The following is a 19,748-nucleotide window of genomic DNA, read 5'->3' as shown; positions in this document are numbered from 1 at the left end:
AAACTCAGGTAGTGCCCGCATTGCAGTGATGCGCAATCTTCAACAGCCATGCACCGGGCTCCCCCTAGAATCGTGTTTCGCTTTTTCGGGTTTCATACAGGCCACAAGCCAACCCATCACCGCACCGTCTGGAGATTTCTGCATGACCGCTACCACCCCGGCAGCTTCGCCCCACGTGATGAACACCTATGGCCGCGTACCTATCGCGCTGGCCCGTGGGCAAGGCTGCCGAGTCTGGGACGTGAACGGCAAGGAATACCTCGATGGTCTGGGTGGCATCGCCGTGAACACGCTGGGGCACAACCACGCCAAGCTGGTGCCCGCGCTGCAAGACCAGATCACCAAGCTGATCCACACCTCCAACTACTACCACGTGCCGCTGCAAGAGCAACTGGCCGCCAAGCTGGTGGAGCTGTCGGGCATGCAGAACGTGTTCTTCTGCAACTCGGGCCTGGAAGCCAACGAAGCCGCGCTCAAGATAGCGCGCAAGTTCGGCGTGGACAAAGGCATCGCCAAGCCCGAGATCGTGGTGTACGAGAAGGCCTTCCACGGTCGGTCGATTGCCACCATGTCGGCCACGGGCAACCCCAAGATCCACAGCGGCTTTGGCCCGCTGGTCGAAGGTTTCATCCGCGTGCCCATGAACGACATCGAGGCCATCAAAAAGGCTACCGAAGGCAACCCCAATGTGGTGGCCGTGTTCTTTGAAACCATCCAGGGCGAAGGTGGCATCAATTCGATGCGCGTGGAATACCTGCAGCAACTGCGCAAGCTGTGCGACGAGCGCGGCTGGCTCATGATGATTGACGAAGTGCAGTGTGGCGTGGGTCGCACCGGCAAGTGGTTTGCGCACCAATGGGCAGGTATCGTGCCCGACGTGATGCCCCTGGCCAAGGGCCTGGGCTCGGGCGTGCCGATTGGCGCGGTGGTGGCTGGCCCCAAGGCCGCCAACGTACTGCAGCCCGGCAACCACGGCACCACCTTTGGTGGCAACCCCCTGGCCATGCGCGCGGGGGTCGAGACCATCCGCATCATGGAAGAAGAAGGCCTGCTGCAAAATGCGGCCACGGTGGGCGACCACCTGCGGGCAGCGCTGCAGCGCGAACTGGGCAGCCTGCCCGGCGTGAAGGAAATTCGCGGCCAGGGCCTGATGCTGGGCATCGAACTGAACAAGCCCTGCGGCACACTGATTGGCCGCGCTGCCGAAGCCGGCCTGCTCCTGTCGGTGACGGCCGACAGCGTGATCCGTTTGGTTCCCCCGCTGATCCTGACCACCACCGAGGCCGACGAAATCGTCGCCAAACTGACCCCGCTGGTCAAAGCTATCCTGGCCGAGTAATCGGCCGGCACCGAGACACAAGCCCATGAAACATTACCTGCAGTTCAACGACCTAACCGCCGACGAATACACCTACCTGTTCGAGCGTGCCACGCTCATCAAGAAGAAGTTCAAGGCCTACGAGAAGCACCACCCCCTGGTGGACCGCACACTGGCCATGATTTTCGAAAAGGCCAGCACGCGCACGCGCGTGAGCTTCGAGGCCGGCATGTACCAACTGGGCGGCAGCGTGGTTCACCTGACCACCGGCGACAGCCAGCTGGGCCGCGCCGAGCCGATTGAAGACAGCGCCAAGGTCATCAGCCGCATGGTGGACCTGGTGATGATCCGCACCTACGAGCAGGCCAAGATCGAGCGTTTTGCCGCCAACTCCCGCGTGCCGGTCATCAACGGCCTGACGAACGAATACCACCCCTGCCAGATCCTGGCGGACATCTTCACCTTCATCGAACACCGTGGTTCCATCCAGGGCAAGACAGTGGCCTGGGTGGGCGACGGCAACAACATGGCCAATACCTGGCTGCAGGCGGCTGCGCTGCTGGGCTTCAAGGTGCATGTGAGCACACCCCGTGGCTACGAAATTGATGAGAAATTGGCCGCTGGCGCAGGTGGTACAAGCGCAAGCAGCTATCAATTTTTTAGCAACCCGCTCGAAGCCTGCCAAGGCGCCGACCTGGTCACTACCGATGTGTGGACCAGCATGGGCTACGAGGCAGAAAACGAAGAGCGCAAAAAGGCGTTTGCCGACTGGTGCGTAGACGCCGAGATGATGGCCGCCGCCAAGCCGGATGCGCTGTTCATGCACTGCCTGCCTGCGCACCGGGGCGAGGAAGTCGAGGCGGATGTGATCGACGGGCCGCAGTCCGTGGTGTGGGATGAGGCAGAAAACAGGATGCACGTGCAGAAGGCACTCATGGAGTACCTTCTGCTCGGCCGCATAGCCTGATTTTTTGGCTCTCCATGCCTTGGCGTCGCCAGCCCGCCCACAGCGCTGAACTGCTGGCACACTGGGCATTGCTGGGCCAAGCACTCGGCCGGGATACGCCGGCGTGGCGTAAAGAGGGGCGACGGCTTGTGCTCAGTTGGGCGCGCTGGCCGCGCGCCTACCACGACACCACCCACCTCTGGGCCTGCCTGCGGCATTGGCACGTGGTGCAGGATCAGCAACCCGCCGCACTCGACAACCCCCACGCTGTTGCGCTGGCCCTGTGGTATCACGATGCCATTTACTGGCCGTGGAGCAAACACAACGAAGAGCGCAGCGCCGACTGGGCAAGCCGCTTCATCCTGGGCCAGGGCCTACCCGCCACGCTGGCGCAAACCGTGCACCAGCACATCCTCGACACCCGCCACACCCCCGGCCCACTCACGGGCGATGCACAGTGGGTGGTCGACATCGACCTGGCGATCCTCGGCCAGAGTGACGCGGTGTACCGCCAGTTCGAACGCAATGTGCGGCGCGAATACTTTTTTGTGCGCTGGCCGCGTTATGTGGCGGGGCGCAGTGCGGTGCTGCAGGGGTTTCTTGACCGGCCGCGCATTTACGGCACGGAACTGCTTTCCCAACGGCACGAAGCCCAGGCGCGCACGAACCTGAGCCATGCGCTGGAGGCGCTGACCGAAGGGCGGCTCTACGGCCCGGAGACAAAGTAACGCGCTGTACCGGACACCAGGGTCGGGCGTGACAGCGCTATATCAGTCGCAGGACTGAAAGCGCTTGCATTCCGGCACTGCGTGAATGCCGGTCAGCGTATTTTCACCATCGATATTTCGGGCCGTGAACTTAACCCACGCCCCCTCGGGAATGTCAGCCAGAAGCTCCCTGTCGCGCACCGTGAAAGTCTGCGTGGTGAACGGAATCTTGGAGCGCGGCAGCAGCTTCAAACGCACCAGCAGTCGGCCGTCCCGATCCAGCTGAACGGGCACCAAGCGGGCCCGCGTGAAAACCGGTTCTGCCGTGGCGGCGCCTTGGTCAACCTCCTTTGCCGGGCCAAACGGTGCGGCGACTGCGTCGGCCACCATGGCGCAGCACAGCGACGCAGTGACCACTAGTACAGAGAGTTGGCTAGAAACTGCTGCAAACCTCGTTCCTGTTTTCATGCTGACCTTTCTCGCTCACTCAGCTGACTGAGAGCGCTGACGGACGCTGCACCACCGTTGCGCAGCGAGTTCAAAACTGCGTCCCTACGGTCAGGTACGCACGCGGCGTCCACTGCATGCTGCTGCGGCTGACCACAGGCACCGCGCCCGAAGCATCCACGCGATCTCGGCGGAAGTGCGCGTCGCCCACGTTGTACACGCCCAGCCGCCAATATCCCAGTCCGCGTACCAGCTGCCCCACGTAGAAGTCCAGCATGGCGTTCGCGCGGTTTTGGCCGGTGAGTGTGGAGTTGATGTCCTGGTCGGCACGCCCTGTCATGGTCAACGTGGCGCCGCCATACCATCCGCCGGTGCGCGGCATGGGTTTGGCAGCGGTCAGCGTGGCCACATAGCGTGCCTGCCCGGCGATGCGCCGCCCTTCATTGGGCCCGCTGGTCATGCGCGATTGCAGCAGGCTCGCGTTGGCCGACAGCGTCCAGTCGCGTCCCAGGCCCAGCCAAGCGAGCCCCGTGCGGGCATCCGCTTCCAGGCCCCAAACCATCGCGTCGCCCACGTTCGCACGTTGCTCTACCCATCGCGATCCGTTCAATTGCAGCGTGGGCGCCAGCACATCGCTCATCTGCCGCACAAACAGGTTCAGGCCTGCGTGGCCGCTGGCCAGGCGCCGCTCGAAGCCGGTGTCCAGCGTCCAGGCCACCTGCGGGCGCAGGTTGGGGTTGCCGATGGTGTCGGGGTTGCCCAGGCTGTTGCTGCCCTGACTGGGGATGACCCGGTCCACCAAGTCCCACACGCGCGGCAGCTGGGTGACGCGGGCGAGGTTCACACGCCACTGCAGGTCGTCGGACAGCGGCGTGCGGGTGTGCAGCGATGGCTGGAGGATGTTCCACTGCTTGCTGCCCGCCACTGCAGAGCTTCCCCCGTTCAGCTCCACACGCTCGCCGCGCAGGCCCAGCGTGAGCGTGGTGCTGGCCGGCAGCTCCCATTCGTTCTGCCCCCAGACCACCCACCGGCGGATGCCAGCGTCCAGGCCCGAGTTCACCGGCAGGGCGCCGCTCGCGGTGGTGCTGACGAAGAGTTTGCGGTCTTCAAATTGCGCCCCGGCACTCCACAGCAGTGCATCGGCCGTGCCGGTGAGCTTGCTGCTGAGGCTCCACACATCCTCGCGCCGGTCGTCCACAAAGCTGTAGCTGTCGGTGACCACTGCACCGCCCGCGCCAATGTTGCGCAACAGATCTCCTCTGCGGTCCACGGTGTCGCTGGCCCGGCTGGCGGTCAGCGTGGTTTCGAGCTTGCTGGCAGCAAAGCGGTGTGTCCAGTCGGCGGCTGCTTGCAGATAGCGACGGTCGTACTGGTGCGACTCCTGCGAGTTCAGGGCATATGTGCCATCGCCACTGCCCACGCTGTCGGCTGTGCCGCCAAAGTCAGCCTTGCTGAGGGTTGCCCGCAGCGTCACCTGGTCTGCCGCACCCAGCTTCCCGCTGATGCGCGGCACCAGCGCATAGTCGGTGCGCTTGTAGCGGGCGCTGGTGTCTGACTGCGCCACGTCAGCCCCGTCACGCTGCGTGCTGCGGTGCGTATCCGACCCCAGCAGCAGTCCTGTCGCAGAAGCAGCGACGAAGTACGACCAGGGCTGGCTGGCCTCCGCTTCGCGAGGCTCGTCGGCGCCCGTGGAAGTTGGCCCCAAGGGGCCGGTGCGCGAGAAAAACGCCTGCCCCGCATTGCGGCCCCACACGTGGTTGTCGGTCAGACGCAGCGTGGTTTCACGCTTCACGGTGGCCTGGCGCAACACGATGTTGAGCGTGCCGCCCGTGGCGCCCGAGAACTCTGCGCTTGGCGCGCGCACCACCTCGATGCGTTCGATCAGCTCGGGCGGCAGCTGGTCAATGGGCAACTGGGTGCGCTTGCCGCCCACGCGCTGGCCATCGATGAGCAACTGCGTGGCACCGCGCTCCATGCCGCGCATGCGGATCTCCACGCTGCCGTCAGCACTTGGCGTCACCTGCACGCCTGGCAGCTGGCGCAGCACGTCGGCCACCGAGAACGCGCCCATTTGCTCGATGTCGCTGCGGTCCACCACCACCAGCGACCCGGCTGCAAAAAAACGCTGCTCCAACGACCTGCGTGCCGTGACCGTGACGCCATCAAGCGATGGCGTAGCGCCGCCCGTTCCCTCCGGCGTACCCTGCGCCCATGACGAACTCCCTGCCGCAGAGGCCAAGCACGTCGCCCAGATGGCAATACGACGGCTGTTGTTTATTGTTTGCTTCATAGATGCCCTCTCTGCGCCAGATTGTCCGAGGGCAAGGCTTAAGCGCAGCCTAAGACCTATGCCTGTGCCCCTGGGTGTCGCTGAACTGCAGCATCCACGCGACAGGTGATTCCGGAGCCAACGCACGCCGCGACTACAGCTTGGGCACCTCCAGCGGCTTGCGGTAAATCGTGTTGCGCTTGACCACCTGAAAGCCGCAGTCCGCATACACACGATTAGCGCCCGTCAGGTTCTCACCGTCCACCGCCAGCGCCGACTCGGCCATCCCTTCGTCGGCCAACAGGCGGAGGCTGCGGGCGATCAATGCCCTTGCAAGACCGCGTCTGCGCCACTTGCGCCCCACGCTGATGAACTCGGTGTAGCCCCGGCGCCGTGACAGATGGCGGTTCTCATCCTCGTTGATATACGTGCGGACCTGGCCTGCGACCTCATTGCCGTCCCACGCCACCTGCCAGCGCGCTGGTTGAAAAACCCTGCTCTCCAACCAGGCGTCGTAGTCCTGTGGCGTTGGCGGTGCCATCCCCCAGTGGTCCTCAAAGGCGGTGTGGTGCGCGTCCCAGATGGCGCGGTAGTGCTCGGGCAGCACGGGCCGCAGCTCCAGCCCTTGCGGCATGGGAAAGTCGGGCGCAGCATGCAGTTCTGTGTTCAGCATTTCAAAGAAATACCGCATCGGCGCATAGCCTCTGGCCTGCAGCAGTCTGGCGCGCGCATCTTCGCCTTGCTGCACATAGGCATGGTGCACGTGCGGGCCGCGCGGATGCTGCGCCGCCACGGTGTGGTGCCGCTGCTCGATCCAGCCCTGCAGCACGCGGCCAATGCCGCGTCCGCGCCAACGCCCGGGCACAAAGCCGACTTGTGCGTGCAGCGTCAACCCGTCGGCCTGCGTGAACTGCCAGCACCGGCCATAAGCGACCAGTTCGTCATCCAGCTCGACCATCACCGCGTCCTGGTATGGATCGCACTGGGTGAAAGCGGCGTAGTCGCGCGCCAGGTCTTCGGGCGTGCGCCGTGCAAGCACCCCGTCGGCATCAAAGCTGGCATTGGCCACCTCGGCCATGGCCGGGAAGTCCGAGGCGCCGCGAAACGGCCGCAACACCAGCCCAGAAGCCGCCGATAAATTCATCATCGATTTGTCATCACCCACAAGGGCATCCCCCCAAGTTCAATCCATTTATTCATTCTTCTTCTCACTCAAACGGCCGTGAGCAAGCCACGTTGCACCACGCCCGCAGCCATTGTGCAAAGTGCTGCCTTAACGCCAGCCAAAGGCACCGCTTCAAACAGCGCGCAGGCGCCACAGCACCCGCCACAATCGCACCCCATGCACATTCTGCTCATCGAAGACGATCTGGACCTGGGCCGCGCGCTGCAGTCCGCGCTGAAGGTGGAGGGCCTGACCAGCGAATGGCTGCGCCGCGCGGTGGATGCCCCGGCCACTGTCGATGCCACCACCATCGACTGCGTGCTGCTGGACCTGACGCTGCCCGACGGCAGCGGCTTCGACCTGCTGGCACGCTGGCGGGCGCAGGGCGAGCAGGTGCCCATCATCGTGATCACCGCGCGCTCGGCCGTGGAAGACCGGCTGGCCGGGCTGGATGGCGGGGCCGATGACTTCGTGGTCAAGCCTTTTGCCACGGCCGAACTGCTCTCGCGCATCCGCGCCGTGCTGCGCCGCAGCGCCCGCCAGGCCAGCGAGCGCTGGATGCTGGGCGAGCTGGTGATCGAGCCGCGGCGCCATGCCGTGCAGCGCGCCGGGCTCCCGCTGGAGCTGTCGCCTCGCGAGTTCCAGCTGCTGCTGGAGCTGGCGCGCGAGCCGGGCGTGGTGGTTTCCAAAAGCCTGCTCTCGCAGCGGCTGGACCCGCTGGGCGAGCCCGTGGACTTTGGCGCCATCGAAGTGCATGTGTCCAACCTGCGGCGCAAGATCGGGGCGGAGCTGATCCGCACGGTGCGCGGCGTGGGCTACTTGCTGCAGCCATGACACGCCCCTTCTCTCTTTCACGCCATCTGCAAACTACCTGGGCCAAGCTGACCGAGCCCACGCTGGTGCGCCGCAGTGTGGTGTCGGTGCTGCTGGCCTTTGTGCTGGTGTGGGCGGTTCTGCTGGCCTACATCTTCGTCACCTACAAGCATGCGATTGCCAATGACCCAGGGCTTCAAAAGTATGGCGATGCGCTGCTCGTATCGCTACAAAACATTGCAGACCCCGGGCAAGCGGCCGCAGCTATCGCATCGACCGAAGCATGGACGTACATACGGCGCAGGCAAGGCGGTGTTTTTCCTGGCAAGACGTTGCATGCACTCAGCGATGCGGCGGGGCAGCCGGTGTATACCTCGCCTGAGCTAAAGGACCTGACATTGCCTTCCGCGCAACCCACAGCAGTCGGCGTGATCATTGAAACAAGCGCGGGCGGCAGCGTTTATCGAATCTATACGGGCCGCAACGCCCGGTGGGCCTTGCAGGTTTTCGAGCCCAAACGTACGGATTCCGCGTTTTTGGCCTACAACGGCCGATTCATCCTTCCCTATCTGCTACTGGCCATGCCGTTCGTACTGCTTCCCGTCTGGCTCTCGGTGCGCAACGGCCTGCGCCCCTTGCAGCGACTAGCAGGCCTCATTGCCCAGCGCGGCAAGGACGACCTGCAGCCTGTGGGCTTCAACGCCCGCCACCGCGAACTCAAGCCCCTGGAGCAGTCACTGGACCACCTCTTCGCCCAGTTGCGCCAGAAGGTAGAGCGCGAGCGCGCCTTTGTGCAGGACGCTGCGCACGAGATCCGCACGCCGCTGGCCGTTATCACTGCCCAGGCCCACGTGATGGCCCGCTCGCCCATCGAAGAGGAACGCATGCAGGCCCAGGCGCACCTGGAGCAGGCCATCGCCCGCACCTCGCACCTGGCGCAGCAGCTGCTGGACCTTGCCGCGCTGGACGACGCACAGCGCCCCGCGCCGCGCGACATGGATGTGGCGCAATGGCTGCGCGGCGCGCTAGCGCAGGCCGCGCCGCAGGCCATGGCGCGGCAGATCGAACTGTCGCTGGATGCGCCCGACACCTTGCGCGCGCGGCTCGACCAGCCTGCGTTCGAATCCATCGCCCACAACCTCATCGACAACGCAGTGCGCTACACGCCCAACGGCGGCAACTTGGCGGTGACGCTGCGGCGCGAGGGCATGGCGCTGCAGCTGTCGGTGCAGGACGATGGACCGGGCATCCCGGCCACCGAACAGCAGCGGGTGTTCGAGCGCTTCTACCGGGGCACGGGCCACGCCTCCAACGGCTCAGGCCTGGGGCTGGCCATCGTGCGGCAGGCGGTGCTGCGCATGGGCGGGCAGGTGCAGATCGGTGCGGGCCTGAACGGCCGGGGCGTGGGTTTTTTCGTTAGCATTCCGCTCCCCCACAGCGCCTGACGGCCCCGCCGCAGGTCCACCGCCCGTCCTGCATGTCCGACGCCACCACCGCCACCGATTCCGCCCACCCGTGCCTGAGCTGCGGCGCCTGCTGCGCCAGCTTTCGCGTGGACTTTGCCGTGTACGAGATGCAGGCAATGGGCGGCACCGTGCCCGACGGTCTGGCCCTGGATGTGAACGGCAGCACCTGCCGCATGCGGGGCACGGAGCAGGTGCCCATCCGCTGCACCGCGCTGACCGGCCAGGTGGGCCAGCAGGTGGCCTGCAGCATCTACGAACTGCGCCCGGCGCCCTGCCGCGAGTTCTCGGCAGGCGACTACGCATGCCACAAGGCGCGTGCGCGGCACGGGCTGGCGCCGCTGGCGGAAGGCGCCATCTTGTGAGGTGACACGCTCCAGCAGCCGGGCTACTACAGCATCAAAATAGTTTAGGCCTCAACAAAAATCGACGGGGTGTTGGAAATAACCGACACCACGGGTTTTTCGGGACATGCAAACTTTGTCCCATGTCAACGCCCTCCTTCCCCACCGCCCGCCGGCTCTGGGACATCTCGCCGCCCGTGCATGCGGGCAGCCCCGTGTTCCCCGGCGACACGGCCTACAGCCAGCAGTGGTGCGCCACCATCGGCCCCGGCTGCCCGGTCAACGTGAGCGCGATCACCATGTCGCCCCATGTGGGCGCGCACGCCGATGCGCCGCTGCATTACGACGCACAGGGCGCCACCATCGGTGACGTGTCGCTCGACGCCTTTCTGGGCCCCTGCCGCGTGATCCACGCCATCGGCTGCGGCCCGCTGATCACCTGGGAACACATTGCCCACGCGGTGAACGGCTTCCTGCCGCAGCGCGTGCTGGTGCGCACCTATGAACACATGCCTGTGGACCGCTGGGATGGCCAGCTGGCCGCCTACGCGCCCGGCACCATCGAACGCCTGGCCGACCTGGGCGTGTTGCTGGTGGGCATCGACACCGCCAGCATCGACCTGGCCGACAGCAAGACGCTCGACAGCCACCAGGTCATCCGCCACCGGGGCCTGCGCGTGCTCGAAAACCTGGTGCTCGACGCCGTGCCCGAGGGCGACTACGAACTCATCGCCCTGCCGCTCAAGCTGACCACAGCCGACGCGTCGCCCGTGCGCGCAGTGCTACGGGCGCTGTAGCCCTCAAATTTCAAGCTTTTTTGGCCTCTACCGCTCGTCCATCATGCGGTAGCAGCTATCAAAACAGAAGCAAACCACTCTGAACACCATGACCACCACCTTGCAAGACTGCCGCGCGCTCGACGCGCAAGACCCCCTCGCGCCGCTGCGCGGCCACTTCGCCCTGCCCCCGGGCGTGATCTACCTGGACGGCAACTCGCTGGGCGTGGCCCCCAAGGCCGCCGCCGCGCGCGTGGCCGATGTGGTCACCCGCGAATGGGGCACAGACCTCATCAAATCGTGGAACACCGCAAGCTGGTTCGACCTGCCCCAGCGCCTGGGCAACCAGCTGGCCCCGCTGATCGGCGCGGGCCAGGACGAAGTGGTGTGCACCGACAGCACCTCCATCAACCTCTACAAGGTGCTGAGCGCGGCGCTGAACATCGCGCGCGAAGACAGCCCCGCCCGCAAGCGCATCGTGAGCGAGCGCAGCAACTTTCCCACCGACCTCTACATCGCCGAAGGCCTGTGCAAGGAGCGCGGCCTGGAGCTGGTGCTGGTGGAGCCCGAAGAGATCGCCGCCGCGCTGACCACCGACGTCGCCGTGCTGATGCTGACGCATGTGAACTACCGCACCGGCGCCATGCACGACATGGCGGCCATCACCGCTGCCGCACATGCCCAGGGCATCTTGTGCGTGTGGGACCTGGCGCACAGCGCGGGTGCAGTGCCGGTCGACCTGAACGGCGCGGGCGCGGATTTCTCGATTGGCTGTGGCTACAAGTACCTCAACGGCGGCCCCGGCGCACCGGCCTTTGTGTGGGTGCACCCGCGCCATGCCAACCGCTTCTGGCAACCGCTGTCTGGCTGGTGGGGCCACGCCGCACCTTTTGCATTTACACCAGACTACAAACCTGCCCCGGGCATCACGCGCTACCTGTGTGGCACACAGCCCATCATCAGCCTGTCGGCATTGCAGTGCGGGCTGGATGTGTTCACGGCCGCCGAAGCACTGGGCGGCATGGCCGCACTGCGCACCAAGTCGTTGGCGCTCACGGATCTATTCATAAAACTTGTGGAAGAGCGCTGCGCAAGCTACGGACTGGGGCTGGCCACACCGCGTGAACATGCCCAGCGCGGCTCGCAAGTCTGTTTGACGCGTGACGAAGGCGCTGGCGTCAACGGCCAGGGCAGCGGCGCCTACGCCATCGTGCAGGCACTGATTGCGCGCGGGGTGATTGGCGACTTCCGCAAGGGTGATGGGGGCAAGGGTCCGCACAAGGACATCCTGCGCTTTGGCTTCACGCCGCTGTACCTGGGCTTTGAAGATGTGTGGAACGCTGTGGAGCACCTGCGCCAGGTGCTGGAGAGTGGCGAGTGGCGAAAGCCTGAGTTCAACCAGACGCACGCCGTCACCTGATCGGAAAGGCAAACCACCATGTGCCCTTTCTCGCAAACCCCTGCTGATGGCAACAACGCGGCATCTTCCGCCCTGCCCGAATCCATCGTGCACGAAGAGCGCGCCCAGCTCGACTTCAGCAAGTCCATGAGCTACGGCGACTACCTGCAGCTCGACGCCATCCTCACCGCACAAAAGCCGCTGTCGCCCGCGCACGACGAGATGCTGTTCATCGTGCAGCACCAGACCAGCGAGCTGTGGATGAAGCTCATGCTGCACGAGCTGCGCGCGGCCATCGGCCACATTGCGCGCGACGAGCTGCCGCCCGCGTTCAAGATGCTGGCGCGTGTCAGCAAGATCATGGAGCAGCTGGTGCACGCCTGGGACGTGCTGGCCACCATGACGCCGCCCGAGTACAGCGCCATGCGCCCGTACCTGGGCCAGTCCAGCGGCTTCCAGAGCTACCAGTACCGCTGCATCGAGTTTTCGATGGGCAACAAGAACCGCGCCATGCTAAAGCCCCACGAGCACCGTGCCGACCTGCTCGCCCAGGTGCAGGCCGCGTACGAAGCCCCGTCGCTGTACGACGAGGCCCTGCGCCTGCTGGCCCGACGTGGCCTGCCAATGCCGTCCAGCCACACTGAGCGCGACTGGACGCAGCCCTATGTGGAAAACGACGCGGTGGAGCAGGCTTGGCTGACTGTGTACCGCAACCCCGAAAAACATTGGGACCTGTACCAGCTGGGCGAGGAGCTGACCGACCTGGAAGACGCCTTCCGCCTCTGGCGCTTCCGCCATGTGACCACGGTGGAGCGCGTCATCGGATTCAAGCGCGGCACGGGCGGCACGGGTGGAGTGAGCTACCTGCGCAAGATGCTGGATGTGGTGCTGTTCCCCGAGATCTGGAAGCTGCGCACGGACTTGTGAACAGGGTTCGGCGCGCCTTCAAGACGCCGCCTTGAGCGCGCCCTGCAGAAAGCGCAAAAACCGCGGGTCGTTGGCATAGGCCACGTTCACCCGCATGGCCTGCAAAGGCTGCTGCTGGCCCTGCCGCTGCGGAAAGAACACGGCGCCCGGCGCCAGAAAAATGCCCCCCTCTGCCGCACTGCGGGCCAGGCCCAGCTCGGTGATGCCATGCGGCAACTCCACCCACAGGTAATAGCCGCCCGGCGGGCTGGGGTGCACGGTAAGGCCCAGGCGTGCCAATGCTTTTTGCGCAGGGCCCAACGCACCGTCCAGCCGGGCCTTGAGACGGCTCAGATGGCGCCGGTACTGGCCCGCAGAGATCAGCTGGTGCACCACGCGCTCGACAAAATCGGACGTGGACACCACCGTCACCATCTTGAGGTCACACAGCGCATTGATGCGGTGCGCCGCCCCAGCGATGTAGCCCACGCGCAGACCGGCCGACAGCGTTTTGGAAAAGCTGCTCACGTAGATCACGCGCTCCAGCTGGTCCAGCGCTGCCAGGCGCGGGGCGTTGGGCGGCTGCAGGTCGGCAAATGGGTCATCCTCCACCACCAGAAACCCGTGGGCCGCAGCCATCTGCAACAGGCGGTGCGCCTTGGGCAGGCTTATCGACCCGCCTGTGGGGTTGTGCGCCAGCGACTGCGTGAAGAACACTTTGGGCCGGTGCTTTTCCAGCAGCGCCTGCAGCGCATCCAGGTCGGGGCCATCCGCCAGGCGGGGCACGCCCAGCATCTCCACCTTGGCGAGCTTGAGCTTGCCAAACAGCGGGTAGTAGCCGGGTGAATCCACCAGCACCTCATCGCCCGCATCCAGCAGATGCCGCACGATGAGGTCCAGCGCGTGGTTGGCGCCCTGGGTCAGCAGCACCTGACGCGGATTGACCGGGATGGTGCGCTCGCCCAGCATGCGCGCGATGGTCTCGCGCAGCGGCAGGTAGCCCCAGGGCGTGCCGTAGCCATGCTCGATGTCCGACAGCCCTTGCGAGCGCGCGCGGCGCAGCGAGCTGCCCAGCTCGGACCCCTCCATCCACGACGCGGGCGGGCGGCCATCGCCCACGCGCACCTCGTAGTGCTGCTCCAGCTGCTCGCGCAGCAGTGACACCACGTCCACCGCCTCGGTCACGTGTGGCGCGGGGGCCTGGGCATGTACGCTGCTGCTGGGTTTGCGCACGTAGTAGCCCGACCCAGGCCGTGCCTCCACATAGCCGCGCGCGGCCAGGCGGTTGTAGGCCTCCACCACCGTATTGCGGCCCACACCATCTTTGGCAGCTGCATCGCGGATGGACCGCAGGCGGGTGCCGGGCAGCACGCTGCCTTGTTCGATGGACTGCGCAATGCGGCGCGCCAGCGCTTCAACCTTGCTGTCAGGCGATGCGTCTTCTTCGGGATGGGGCATGGGTCTGTCTCCTGATCTGTACCCGTGCATTGATGGGTACAGTTTTGTTATCTGTGCCCAAACTGTATCCAACCACCAGCTGCTTTGTCCATATACTTTTCGAACTCGCCCGCAGCCAAGACTGCGCAATGGGCCGAGGCAGCAACCCCACGGCGATGGGGCACACGTTCCAAACCAACCGGAGACAAGACATGGCAGACAAAGCCGTCCAACGACGCAACATCCTCAAATCCACGCTGGCTGCAGCCGCTGCCGTGGGCGCAGCGGCGCCGCTGGCCAGCCACGCGCAGGCCACGGTCACCTGGCGCATGCAGGCGCTGTGGGACGGCGGCACCACGCCGCAAAAGTTTGAAGAGCGTTTTGTGGCCCGCGTGGCGGAGCTGACCGGTGGCCGCTTCAAGATCAACCTGTTTGCCGCTGGCCAGATCGTGCCCGCCGCGCAAGCGTTTGATGCCGTGCGCGGCGGCGCGTTTGAGCTGATGAAAACCTTCGACGGCTACGAAGCCGGCAAGATCCCCGCGTTTGCCTTCACCAGCACCATTCCGTTCGGCTTTGCCGAAAGCGACGAATACGAAGCCTGGTTCTACGAGCGTGGCGGGCTGGACCTGGTGCGCCAGGCGTATGCGCCCGCAGGCCTGCACTACATCGCCCCCACCGTGTACGGCCAGGAGCCGCTGCACTCCAAGGTGCCAATCCGCAAGATCGCCGACCTGACGGGCAAGAAGGGTCGCTTTGTGGGCTTGGCCTCGGCCGTGATGGGCGCCATGGGCGTGTCGGTGACGCCGCTGCCCACGGGCGAGGTGTATTCGGCGCTGGACAAGGGCGTGATCGACATGGCCGATCGGGGCGACCTGACGGCCAACTTTGAAGCCGGCCTGGCAGAGGTGGCCAAGTTTGTAGTGGTGCCGGGCTTTCACCAGCCCACCACCGCCACCAGCTACGTGGCCAACCGCGCCGCGCACGACAAGCTGCCCGCCGAGTTCAAGGCGGCCTTGGCGGTGGCCGCGCGCGAGATTTCGGCAGCGCTGCGCCAGCACATCCTGGTGAGCGACGCTGCGGTGCTGGCCAAGTACCAGGCCAAGGGCTGCGAGATCATCCGATTCAGCGCAGCCGACATCGCCGCTGCACGGCCCAAGGCCATGGCCGCATGGCGCACCGCCACCAAGGGCGACGCGCTGGCCACCAAGATCCTGGACAGCCAGGTGACCTTCATGAAAGAGCTGGGCCTGCTGGCCTAAGCAGCGCTGGAAAGCCCTAGCCCCTGGCGCCCGCAACGGTTCCAGGGCGCGCCTGCCATTGCCCCAAGGAGTCACCCCATGCCGTCATGGCTCTCTGTCTCCACGTCTGCCATCACCACACTCAACCGCTGGATCTTCCAGGCCACGGTGTGGTTGATGGCCATCGTGGTCCCCGTCATGCTTTATGAAGTCATTGCACGCTATGTGTTCAATGCGCCCACGGTGTGGGGCATGGAGCTGGCCGTGCTGCTGTTCGGCCCCTACTTTCTGCTGGGCGGCCCGTACCTGCTGCACCTCAAGGGCCATGTGGCGCTCGACGTGGCGCGCCAGCGGCTGAGCCCTGCCTGGCAGCGGCGGCTGGACCTGGTGAACTTTCCCATCATCGTGTTGTTCTGCGCCATCCTGCTGTACTTCAGCGTGCCCGCAGCCTACAGCGCCTTCACCTACCGCGAGACCAGCTTTTCAGCCTGGAACCCTCCCATCTGGCCGGTGAAGGCCGCCGTGCCGCTGGCCCTGGCGCTGATGCTGCTGCAAGCGGTGGTGGAGTTCTTTCGCACGCTGTTTGGCGAAGGCACTGCTGACGTTTCCCCAGCGGAGGCCCACCCATGACCTCCAACATGATCCTGGTGCTGATGTTCGGCAGCCTCACGCTGTTCATGCTGACCGGTCTGCCCATTGCCTTCGTGCTGGGCGGCCTGTCGCTGCTGTTCACTGTGACGCTGTGGGAGCCCAACGCGGTCATCGTGCTGGTGCTGCAGATCTTCGACACGATGAAGTCCGAGGCACTGCTCGCGATCCCGCTGTTCATCCTGATGGCCTGCATCCTGCAGCGCTCGGGTGTCATCGAAGACCTGTACCGCGCGATGGAGCTGTGGTTTGGGCGCCTGAAGGGCGGGTTGGCCATCGGCACCGTCATCATCTGCGTGGTGATGGCCGCCATGACCGGCGTGGTGGGTGCGGCCGTGACGGCCATGGGCATCCTCGCCCTGCCAGAGATGCTGCGGCGCGGCTACAAGCCCGAGCTGGCGCTAGGCACGATCTGCGCGTCAGGCACGCTGGGTATCCTGATCCCGCCATCGGTGCTGACCATCGTGTACGCCGTCACGGCCCAGATCTCCATCGGCCAGATGCTGATTGCAGGCATCGTGCCGGGCCTCATCCTGGCCGCGCTGTACATCGCCTACATCATCGTGGTGGGCTGGGTGAAGCCCGAGTGGGTGCCCCTGGACCCCAGCACCCGCAAGGCACCGCTGCGCGAAAAGCTGGTGGCACTGAAGGCCCTGGTGATACCCGCCATGCTGATCGTGATGATCCTCGGCTCCATCTTCTTCGGCATCGCGACGCCCACCGAATCCGCTGCCGTGGGCGTGGCAGGAGCGCTGCTGCCCAGCCTTATCAAGCGCCGGTGGGAGCGCGGCATGCTGCGCGGTGCTGCAACCGACGCACTCAAGGCCACGGCGATGATCCTGTGGATCACTCTCGGAGCCAAGGCCTATGTGGCCATCTTCACCGGCCTGGGCGGGGCGGACACTTTGCTGCAGTTCATCCAGGGGCTGGACGTGAACCGCTGGCTCATCCTGGCGGCCATGATGCTGTTGCTGGTGTTCCTGGGCACGGTGCTGGACGAGCTGGGAATCATCCTGCTCACGGTGCCGGTGTTTCTGCCCATCGTGCGCCTGTTGGGCTTTGACGAGCTGTGGTTTGGCGTGCTGTACGCCATCACCATCCAGATGGGCTACATCAGCCCGCCGTTTGGCTACACGCTGTTCTACATCAAGGGGACGCTGCCCAGCCACATCGGCATGAACGCCGTGTACTGGGGCATCTTGCCGTTCTTCGGGCTGCAGTTCGTCGGCCTGCTCATCTGCGCGGCCTTCCCCGATCTGGTCACCTACCTGCCCCGGCTGATGGCGTCGCGCTGAGCCGCTTGTTCACCCATTTATCCCAAACACTTCCATGACTTCCACCGCACACCCCAGCAGCCGCATCGGCGGTTTTCACAAGCTCGCCATTCCGGCACGCATCGACGCCGTGGCCCAGTTTGCGGGCCTTGGCGACGACGACAAGGCCCACCTGCTGAACACGGGCAACCTGCCTGCCGAGCTGGCCGACCACCTCATCGAGAACGTCATCGGCACGATGAACATCCCCGTGGGCATTGCCACCAACATGAAGATCGACGGCCGAGACCGGCTGATTCCCATGGCCACCGAAGAATCGTCGGTGGTGGCCGCCGTGTGCAATGCAGCGCGCCAGAGCTACGACCACGGTGGCTTTGTCACCTCGATGTCGGGCACCGAGATGATTGCGCAGATCCAGCTCACGCAGGTGTCTGATCCGCAGCACGCGCGCATCCGCATCCTGGAGCACAAGGAAGACATCCGCACGCTGTGCGATGCCTGCGACCCCATCCTCGTCAAGCTGGGCGGCGGCTTCCGGGACCTGGAGGTGCGGGTGATCGACACACGCGGCGGCACCATGGTGATCACCCACCTCATCGTGGACACGCGCGACGCCATGGGCGCCAATGCCGTCAACACCATGGCCGAAAAGATTGCACCGCAGATTGCGGCATGGACGGGCGGGCAGACCAACCTGCGCATCCTGTCGAACCTGGCCGACCGGCGCCTGGCGCGTGCGCGCTGCGTGTGGCGCACGGCCGACATCGGCGGCGAGGCGGTGCGCGACGGCATGCTGGCGGCCTACCACTTTGCGGCGGCCGACCCGTACCGCGCCGCCACGCACAACAAGGGCATCATGAACGGCGTGAGCGCCGTGGTGCTGGCCACCGGCAATGACACGCGCGCGGTAGAAGCCGGCGCCCACGCCTACGCCGCACGCGGCGGCCACTACACCAGCCTGACAACGTGGGAGGTGACCAACGACGGCGACCTGGCAGGCTCCATCGAGCTGCCCATGGCCGTGGGCCTGGTGGGCGGTGCCACCAAGCTGCACCCCACGGCCAAGACCGCGCTCAAGATACTGGGCGTCACATCAGCCCGCGAGCTGGCCCAGATCATTGCGGCCGTGGGCCTGGCGCAAAACTTCTCGGCCATGAAGGCGCTGGCCACCACCGGCATCCAGAAGGGGCACATGGCCCTGCACGCGCAGAACATCGCGATGATGGCGGGCGCCGTGGGCGACGAGATCGACCGCGTTGCGCAGGTGCTGGTGGCGCAGGGCACGGTGCGCATCGACGTTGCGGAGGCCGAGTTGCAGCGGCTGCGCAGTGGTGCATGAATTCGTTCACAGCGGCAGCGTGAGAGTGCCGACCCGCACCACCCAACCACCTGGAAAAGCGACCTAGAAATTACCCACAAAAAAAGCCACCAGCGCCTTGTTCATAGGCGCTGGCAGCTATTGTTTTTGAAGAATGCCGCAACCCGAAACTACCGGGCGCGGGGGTGGCCTGCTCTGCAGCCCGCCTATTGCACGCCCGCCACCATCATGGGGCGGTTGCTGCGGCACCAGATCGGTGCCAGATGGCCAATCTGGATGGTCAGCTCATTGCCCTTGCCGAGCACGGTGGTGGGGCCGTTGCTGAAGGCGTAGCCGGTTTCCGTGGCCTGTTTGGGCAGTTCCACCGTCCAGCCGCTGCGCCGCAACACGCTGCGGCCTTGCTCGGGGTAGAACTGCATCTCCACCTTTTCGCCATTGCCGCAGGCGAACTGCATGCTGCCGCGGTCCGTTGGCTCGCTAAAGGCCTGCATCACGGGCGGCTGGCTCGCGCATCCCGACATCAACAGCGTTGCCAGCGCACCTGAACACAGCGAAACCATCTTCTTCATCAGTCACTCCTGAGTAGCGATGTGCATTGCGGCACACACTCCAACCTGCAAACTGCTTGTGGCCACCGACCACCGGGGTCACTGGGGGCTTCCAAGCACAAACCTTGCCACCACTCCGCTGCAGGCGAGAAGCCGAAACCGAGGAACGGTTTCAGCCGCCATCCACACCCAGCGCAGGGCATGCCCATGAGAGTGCCGCAGGGTCCACGCCCCGTCGATTGGGGTGATCCCCACATCGAGAGCCTTCTCTAAAGTCTGACTTCGCTCCATGGCGCCCTGATGACGGGCCAGACTGCCCCGTCCAACACGGCATTGCAGGCACGTATGGTTGCAATGCACTGGACTGGCACCCGATTGCGCGCAGCCTGGCCCCAAAACGCCACGTCACCTTGGCGACTGGAGCTGTTGCGGCGACGGCTCGGGACATACCCTTAGAACCTGCGCAAATGAACCTTCGCAAATCGGGATGCAACAGCCGCCCTTGCCCAAAGGTGAGCCGCTGGCCCGAGCCCTGGTTTGCGCAAGTCACGACCCTTATCCCTCCCCCAACGCCCCTACTGCCTGCCCCACGCGCCCGTCGGCCGCTCCCATCTGGTGCAGATTGGCGGACCCGGCAACCCGTGCGATTCACGCGAGACAGCGGTCACCGCCCTGTCCATGTACGCTCGGAACGGGGCAGCCTGTTGCGCCCCCTTTTTGGAGACCCACCAC

At 65.3% G+C, this 19,748-nt stretch carries 18 protein-coding genes; 13 read left to right on the top strand and 5 right to left on the bottom strand.

Features of this window, described 5'->3' with window-relative positions:
• Positions 1-142 precede the first annotated feature (142 nt).
• The 3 genes from NFX52_RS19795 to NFX52_RS19785 are packed head-to-tail and all read left to right on the top strand — an operon-like array spanning position 143 to position 2,992.
• Positions 143-1,339, top strand: a complete 1,197-nt coding sequence (locus NFX52_RS19795) for an aspartate aminotransferase family protein (protein WP_055394444.1) — start codon at positions 143-145, stop codon at positions 1,337-1,339.
• Positions 1,340-1,364: 25 nt separating this feature from the next.
• Positions 1,365-2,285 carry an ornithine carbamoyltransferase gene (gene argF, locus NFX52_RS19790; RefSeq protein ID WP_055394441.1) on the top strand — a complete coding sequence of 307 codons (921 nt, stop codon included), beginning with the start codon at positions 1,365-1,367 and terminating at the stop codon, positions 2,283-2,285.
• Positions 2,286-2,299: 14 nt separating this feature from the next.
• Positions 2,300-2,992, top strand: coding sequence for an HD domain-containing protein (locus NFX52_RS19785; RefSeq protein ID WP_055394440.1), 693 nt, complete (start codon positions 2,300-2,302; stop codon positions 2,990-2,992).
• Positions 2,993-3,034: 42 nt separating this feature from the next.
• Here NFX52_RS19785 and NFX52_RS19780 read toward each other — a convergent pair whose 3' ends face one another.
• The 3 genes from NFX52_RS19780 to NFX52_RS19770 all read right to left on the bottom strand — a co-directional run bounded on the left by NFX52_RS19780 (position 3,035) and on the right by NFX52_RS19770 (position 6,831).
• A complete protein-coding gene (locus NFX52_RS19780) occupies positions 3,035-3,439 on the bottom strand; it encodes a copper-binding protein (RefSeq protein ID WP_055394438.1) in 405 nt (134 codons plus the stop codon).
• Between the two features lie 70 nt (positions 3,440-3,509).
• Complete coding sequence (locus tag NFX52_RS19775; protein WP_162239741.1) at positions 3,510-5,708, bottom strand: TonB-dependent receptor plug domain-containing protein; 2,199 nt, start codon at positions 5,706-5,708, stop codon at positions 3,510-3,512.
• Between the two features lie 133 nt (positions 5,709-5,841).
• Positions 5,842-6,831, bottom strand: a complete 990-nt coding sequence (locus tag NFX52_RS19770; RefSeq protein ID WP_055394458.1) for a GNAT family N-acetyltransferase — start codon at positions 6,829-6,831, stop codon at positions 5,842-5,844.
• 198 nt (positions 6,832-7,029) lie between these two features.
• Here NFX52_RS19770 and NFX52_RS19765 point away from each other — a divergent pair, with 198 nt between their 5' ends.
• The 6 genes from NFX52_RS19765 (at position 7,030) to kynA (ending at position 12,574) form a co-directional block, all read left to right on the top strand.
• Positions 7,030-7,686 (top strand): response regulator transcription factor, encoded by a 657-nt coding sequence (locus NFX52_RS19765; protein ID WP_055394456.1) that lies wholly within the window; start codon positions 7,030-7,032, stop codon positions 7,684-7,686.
• A complete protein-coding gene (locus NFX52_RS19760) occupies positions 7,683-9,110 on the top strand; it encodes a sensor histidine kinase (protein WP_055394434.1) in 1,428 nt (475 codons plus the stop codon). Before NFX52_RS19765 ends, NFX52_RS19760 begins: the two co-directional genes overlap by 4 nt.
• Before the next feature lie 32 nt (positions 9,111-9,142).
• Entirely contained in the window at positions 9,143-9,493 is a 351-nt protein-coding gene (locus tag NFX52_RS19755) for a YkgJ family cysteine cluster protein (RefSeq protein WP_055394432.1), read from the top strand.
• A gap of 122 nt (positions 9,494-9,615) precedes the next feature.
• The gene (gene kynB / locus NFX52_RS19750) at positions 9,616-10,269 is read left to right on the top strand and encodes an arylformamidase (RefSeq protein WP_055394430.1); all 654 of its coding nucleotides are present in this window, start codon (positions 9,616-9,618) and stop codon (positions 10,267-10,269) included.
• Between the two features lie 88 nt (positions 10,270-10,357).
• Entirely contained in the window at positions 10,358-11,668 is a 1,311-nt protein-coding gene (kynU, locus tag NFX52_RS19745) for a kynureninase (protein ID WP_055394427.1), read from the top strand.
• A gap of 18 nt (positions 11,669-11,686) precedes the next feature.
• Entirely contained in the window at positions 11,687-12,574 is an 888-nt protein-coding gene (gene kynA, locus NFX52_RS19740; RefSeq protein WP_055394425.1) for a tryptophan 2,3-dioxygenase, read from the top strand.
• Positions 12,575-12,592: 18 nt separating this feature from the next.
• Here the strand turns inward: kynA and NFX52_RS19735 are convergent, their stop codons facing one another.
• Positions 12,593-14,011 carry an aminotransferase-like domain-containing protein gene (locus NFX52_RS19735; RefSeq protein ID WP_055394423.1) on the bottom strand — a complete coding sequence of 473 codons (1,419 nt, stop codon included), beginning with the start codon at positions 14,009-14,011 and terminating at the stop codon, positions 12,593-12,595.
• A gap of 191 nt (positions 14,012-14,202) precedes the next feature.
• Here NFX52_RS19735 and dctP point away from each other — a divergent pair, with 191 nt between their 5' ends.
• The 4 genes from dctP (at position 14,203) to NFX52_RS19715 (ending at position 18,489) form a co-directional block, all read left to right on the top strand.
• Positions 14,203-15,249 (top strand): TRAP transporter substrate-binding protein DctP, encoded by a 1,047-nt coding sequence (gene dctP / locus NFX52_RS19730; RefSeq protein WP_055394421.1) that lies wholly within the window; start codon positions 14,203-14,205, stop codon positions 15,247-15,249.
• 78 nt (positions 15,250-15,327) lie between these two features.
• Positions 15,328-15,858, top strand: a complete 531-nt coding sequence (locus NFX52_RS19725) for a TRAP transporter small permease subunit (protein ID WP_055394419.1) — start codon at positions 15,328-15,330, stop codon at positions 15,856-15,858.
• Positions 15,855-17,171 (top strand): TRAP transporter large permease, encoded by a 1,317-nt coding sequence (locus NFX52_RS19720; RefSeq protein WP_055394417.1) that lies wholly within the window; start codon positions 15,855-15,857, stop codon positions 17,169-17,171. The genes NFX52_RS19725 and NFX52_RS19720 overlap by 4 nt, the downstream gene beginning before the upstream one ends.
• A 34-nt stretch (positions 17,172-17,205) precedes the next feature.
• Entirely contained in the window at positions 17,206-18,489 is a 1,284-nt protein-coding gene (locus NFX52_RS19715; RefSeq protein ID WP_207402087.1) for a hydroxymethylglutaryl-CoA reductase, degradative, read from the top strand.
• Positions 18,490-18,674: 185 nt separating this feature from the next.
• Here NFX52_RS19715 and NFX52_RS19710 read toward each other — a convergent pair whose 3' ends face one another.
• Entirely contained in the window at positions 18,675-19,037 is a 363-nt protein-coding gene (locus NFX52_RS19710) for an MliC family protein (protein WP_055394413.1), read from the bottom strand.
• Positions 19,038-19,748 lie beyond the last annotated feature (711 nt).

This window comes from Acidovorax facilis, from assembly GCF_023913775.1.
GTDB classification, from domain to species: domain Bacteria; phylum Pseudomonadota; class Gammaproteobacteria; order Burkholderiales; family Burkholderiaceae_C; genus Acidovorax; species Acidovorax facilis.
This window is presented reverse-complemented; position numbering and strand designations above follow the sequence as displayed.

Bases quoted from the DNA above. Each gene is read 5' to 3' on its own strand.
- NFX52_RS19755 (WP_055394432.1), top strand. From the start codon at position 9,143: ATGTCCGACGCCACCACCGCCACCGATTCCGCCCACCCGTGCCTGAGC.
- argF (WP_055394441.1), top strand. From the start codon at position 1,365: ATGAAACATTACCTGCAGTTCAACGACCTAACCGCCGACGAATACACC.
- kynB (WP_055394430.1), top strand. From the start codon at position 9,616: ATGTCAACGCCCTCCTTCCCCACCGCCCGCCGGCTCTGGGACATCTCG.
- NFX52_RS19780 (WP_055394438.1), bottom strand. From the start codon at position 3,439: ATGAAAACAGGAACGAGGTTTGCAGCAGTTTCTAGCCAACTCTCTGTA.
- NFX52_RS19765 (WP_055394456.1), top strand. From the start codon at position 7,030: ATGCACATTCTGCTCATCGAAGACGATCTGGACCTGGGCCGCGCGCTG.
- NFX52_RS19725 (WP_055394419.1), top strand. From the start codon at position 15,328: ATGCCGTCATGGCTCTCTGTCTCCACGTCTGCCATCACCACACTCAAC.
- NFX52_RS19710 (WP_055394413.1), bottom strand. From the start codon at position 19,037: ATGAAGAAGATGGTTTCGCTGTGTTCAGGTGCGCTGGCAACGCTGTTG.
- kynU (WP_055394427.1), top strand. From the start codon at position 10,358: ATGACCACCACCTTGCAAGACTGCCGCGCGCTCGACGCGCAAGACCCC.
- NFX52_RS19720 (WP_055394417.1), top strand. From the start codon at position 15,855: ATGACCTCCAACATGATCCTGGTGCTGATGTTCGGCAGCCTCACGCTG.
- NFX52_RS19785 (WP_055394440.1), top strand. From the start codon at position 2,300: ATGCCTTGGCGTCGCCAGCCCGCCCACAGCGCTGAACTGCTGGCACAC.
- dctP (WP_055394421.1), top strand. From the start codon at position 14,203: ATGGCAGACAAAGCCGTCCAACGACGCAACATCCTCAAATCCACGCTG.
- kynA (WP_055394425.1), top strand. From the start codon at position 11,687: ATGTGCCCTTTCTCGCAAACCCCTGCTGATGGCAACAACGCGGCATCT.
- NFX52_RS19760 (WP_055394434.1), top strand. From the start codon at position 7,683: ATGACACGCCCCTTCTCTCTTTCACGCCATCTGCAAACTACCTGGGCC.
- NFX52_RS19715 (WP_207402087.1), top strand. From the start codon at position 17,206: ATGACTTCCACCGCACACCCCAGCAGCCGCATCGGCGGTTTTCACAAG.
- NFX52_RS19770 (WP_055394458.1), bottom strand. From the start codon at position 6,831: ATGAATTTATCGGCGGCTTCTGGGCTGGTGTTGCGGCCGTTTCGCGGC.
- NFX52_RS19795 (WP_055394444.1), top strand. From the start codon at position 143: ATGACCGCTACCACCCCGGCAGCTTCGCCCCACGTGATGAACACCTAT.
- NFX52_RS19775 (WP_162239741.1), bottom strand. From the start codon at position 5,708: ATGAAGCAAACAATAAACAACAGCCGTCGTATTGCCATCTGGGCGACG.
- NFX52_RS19735 (WP_055394423.1), bottom strand. From the start codon at position 14,011: ATGCCCCATCCCGAAGAAGACGCATCGCCTGACAGCAAGGTTGAAGCG.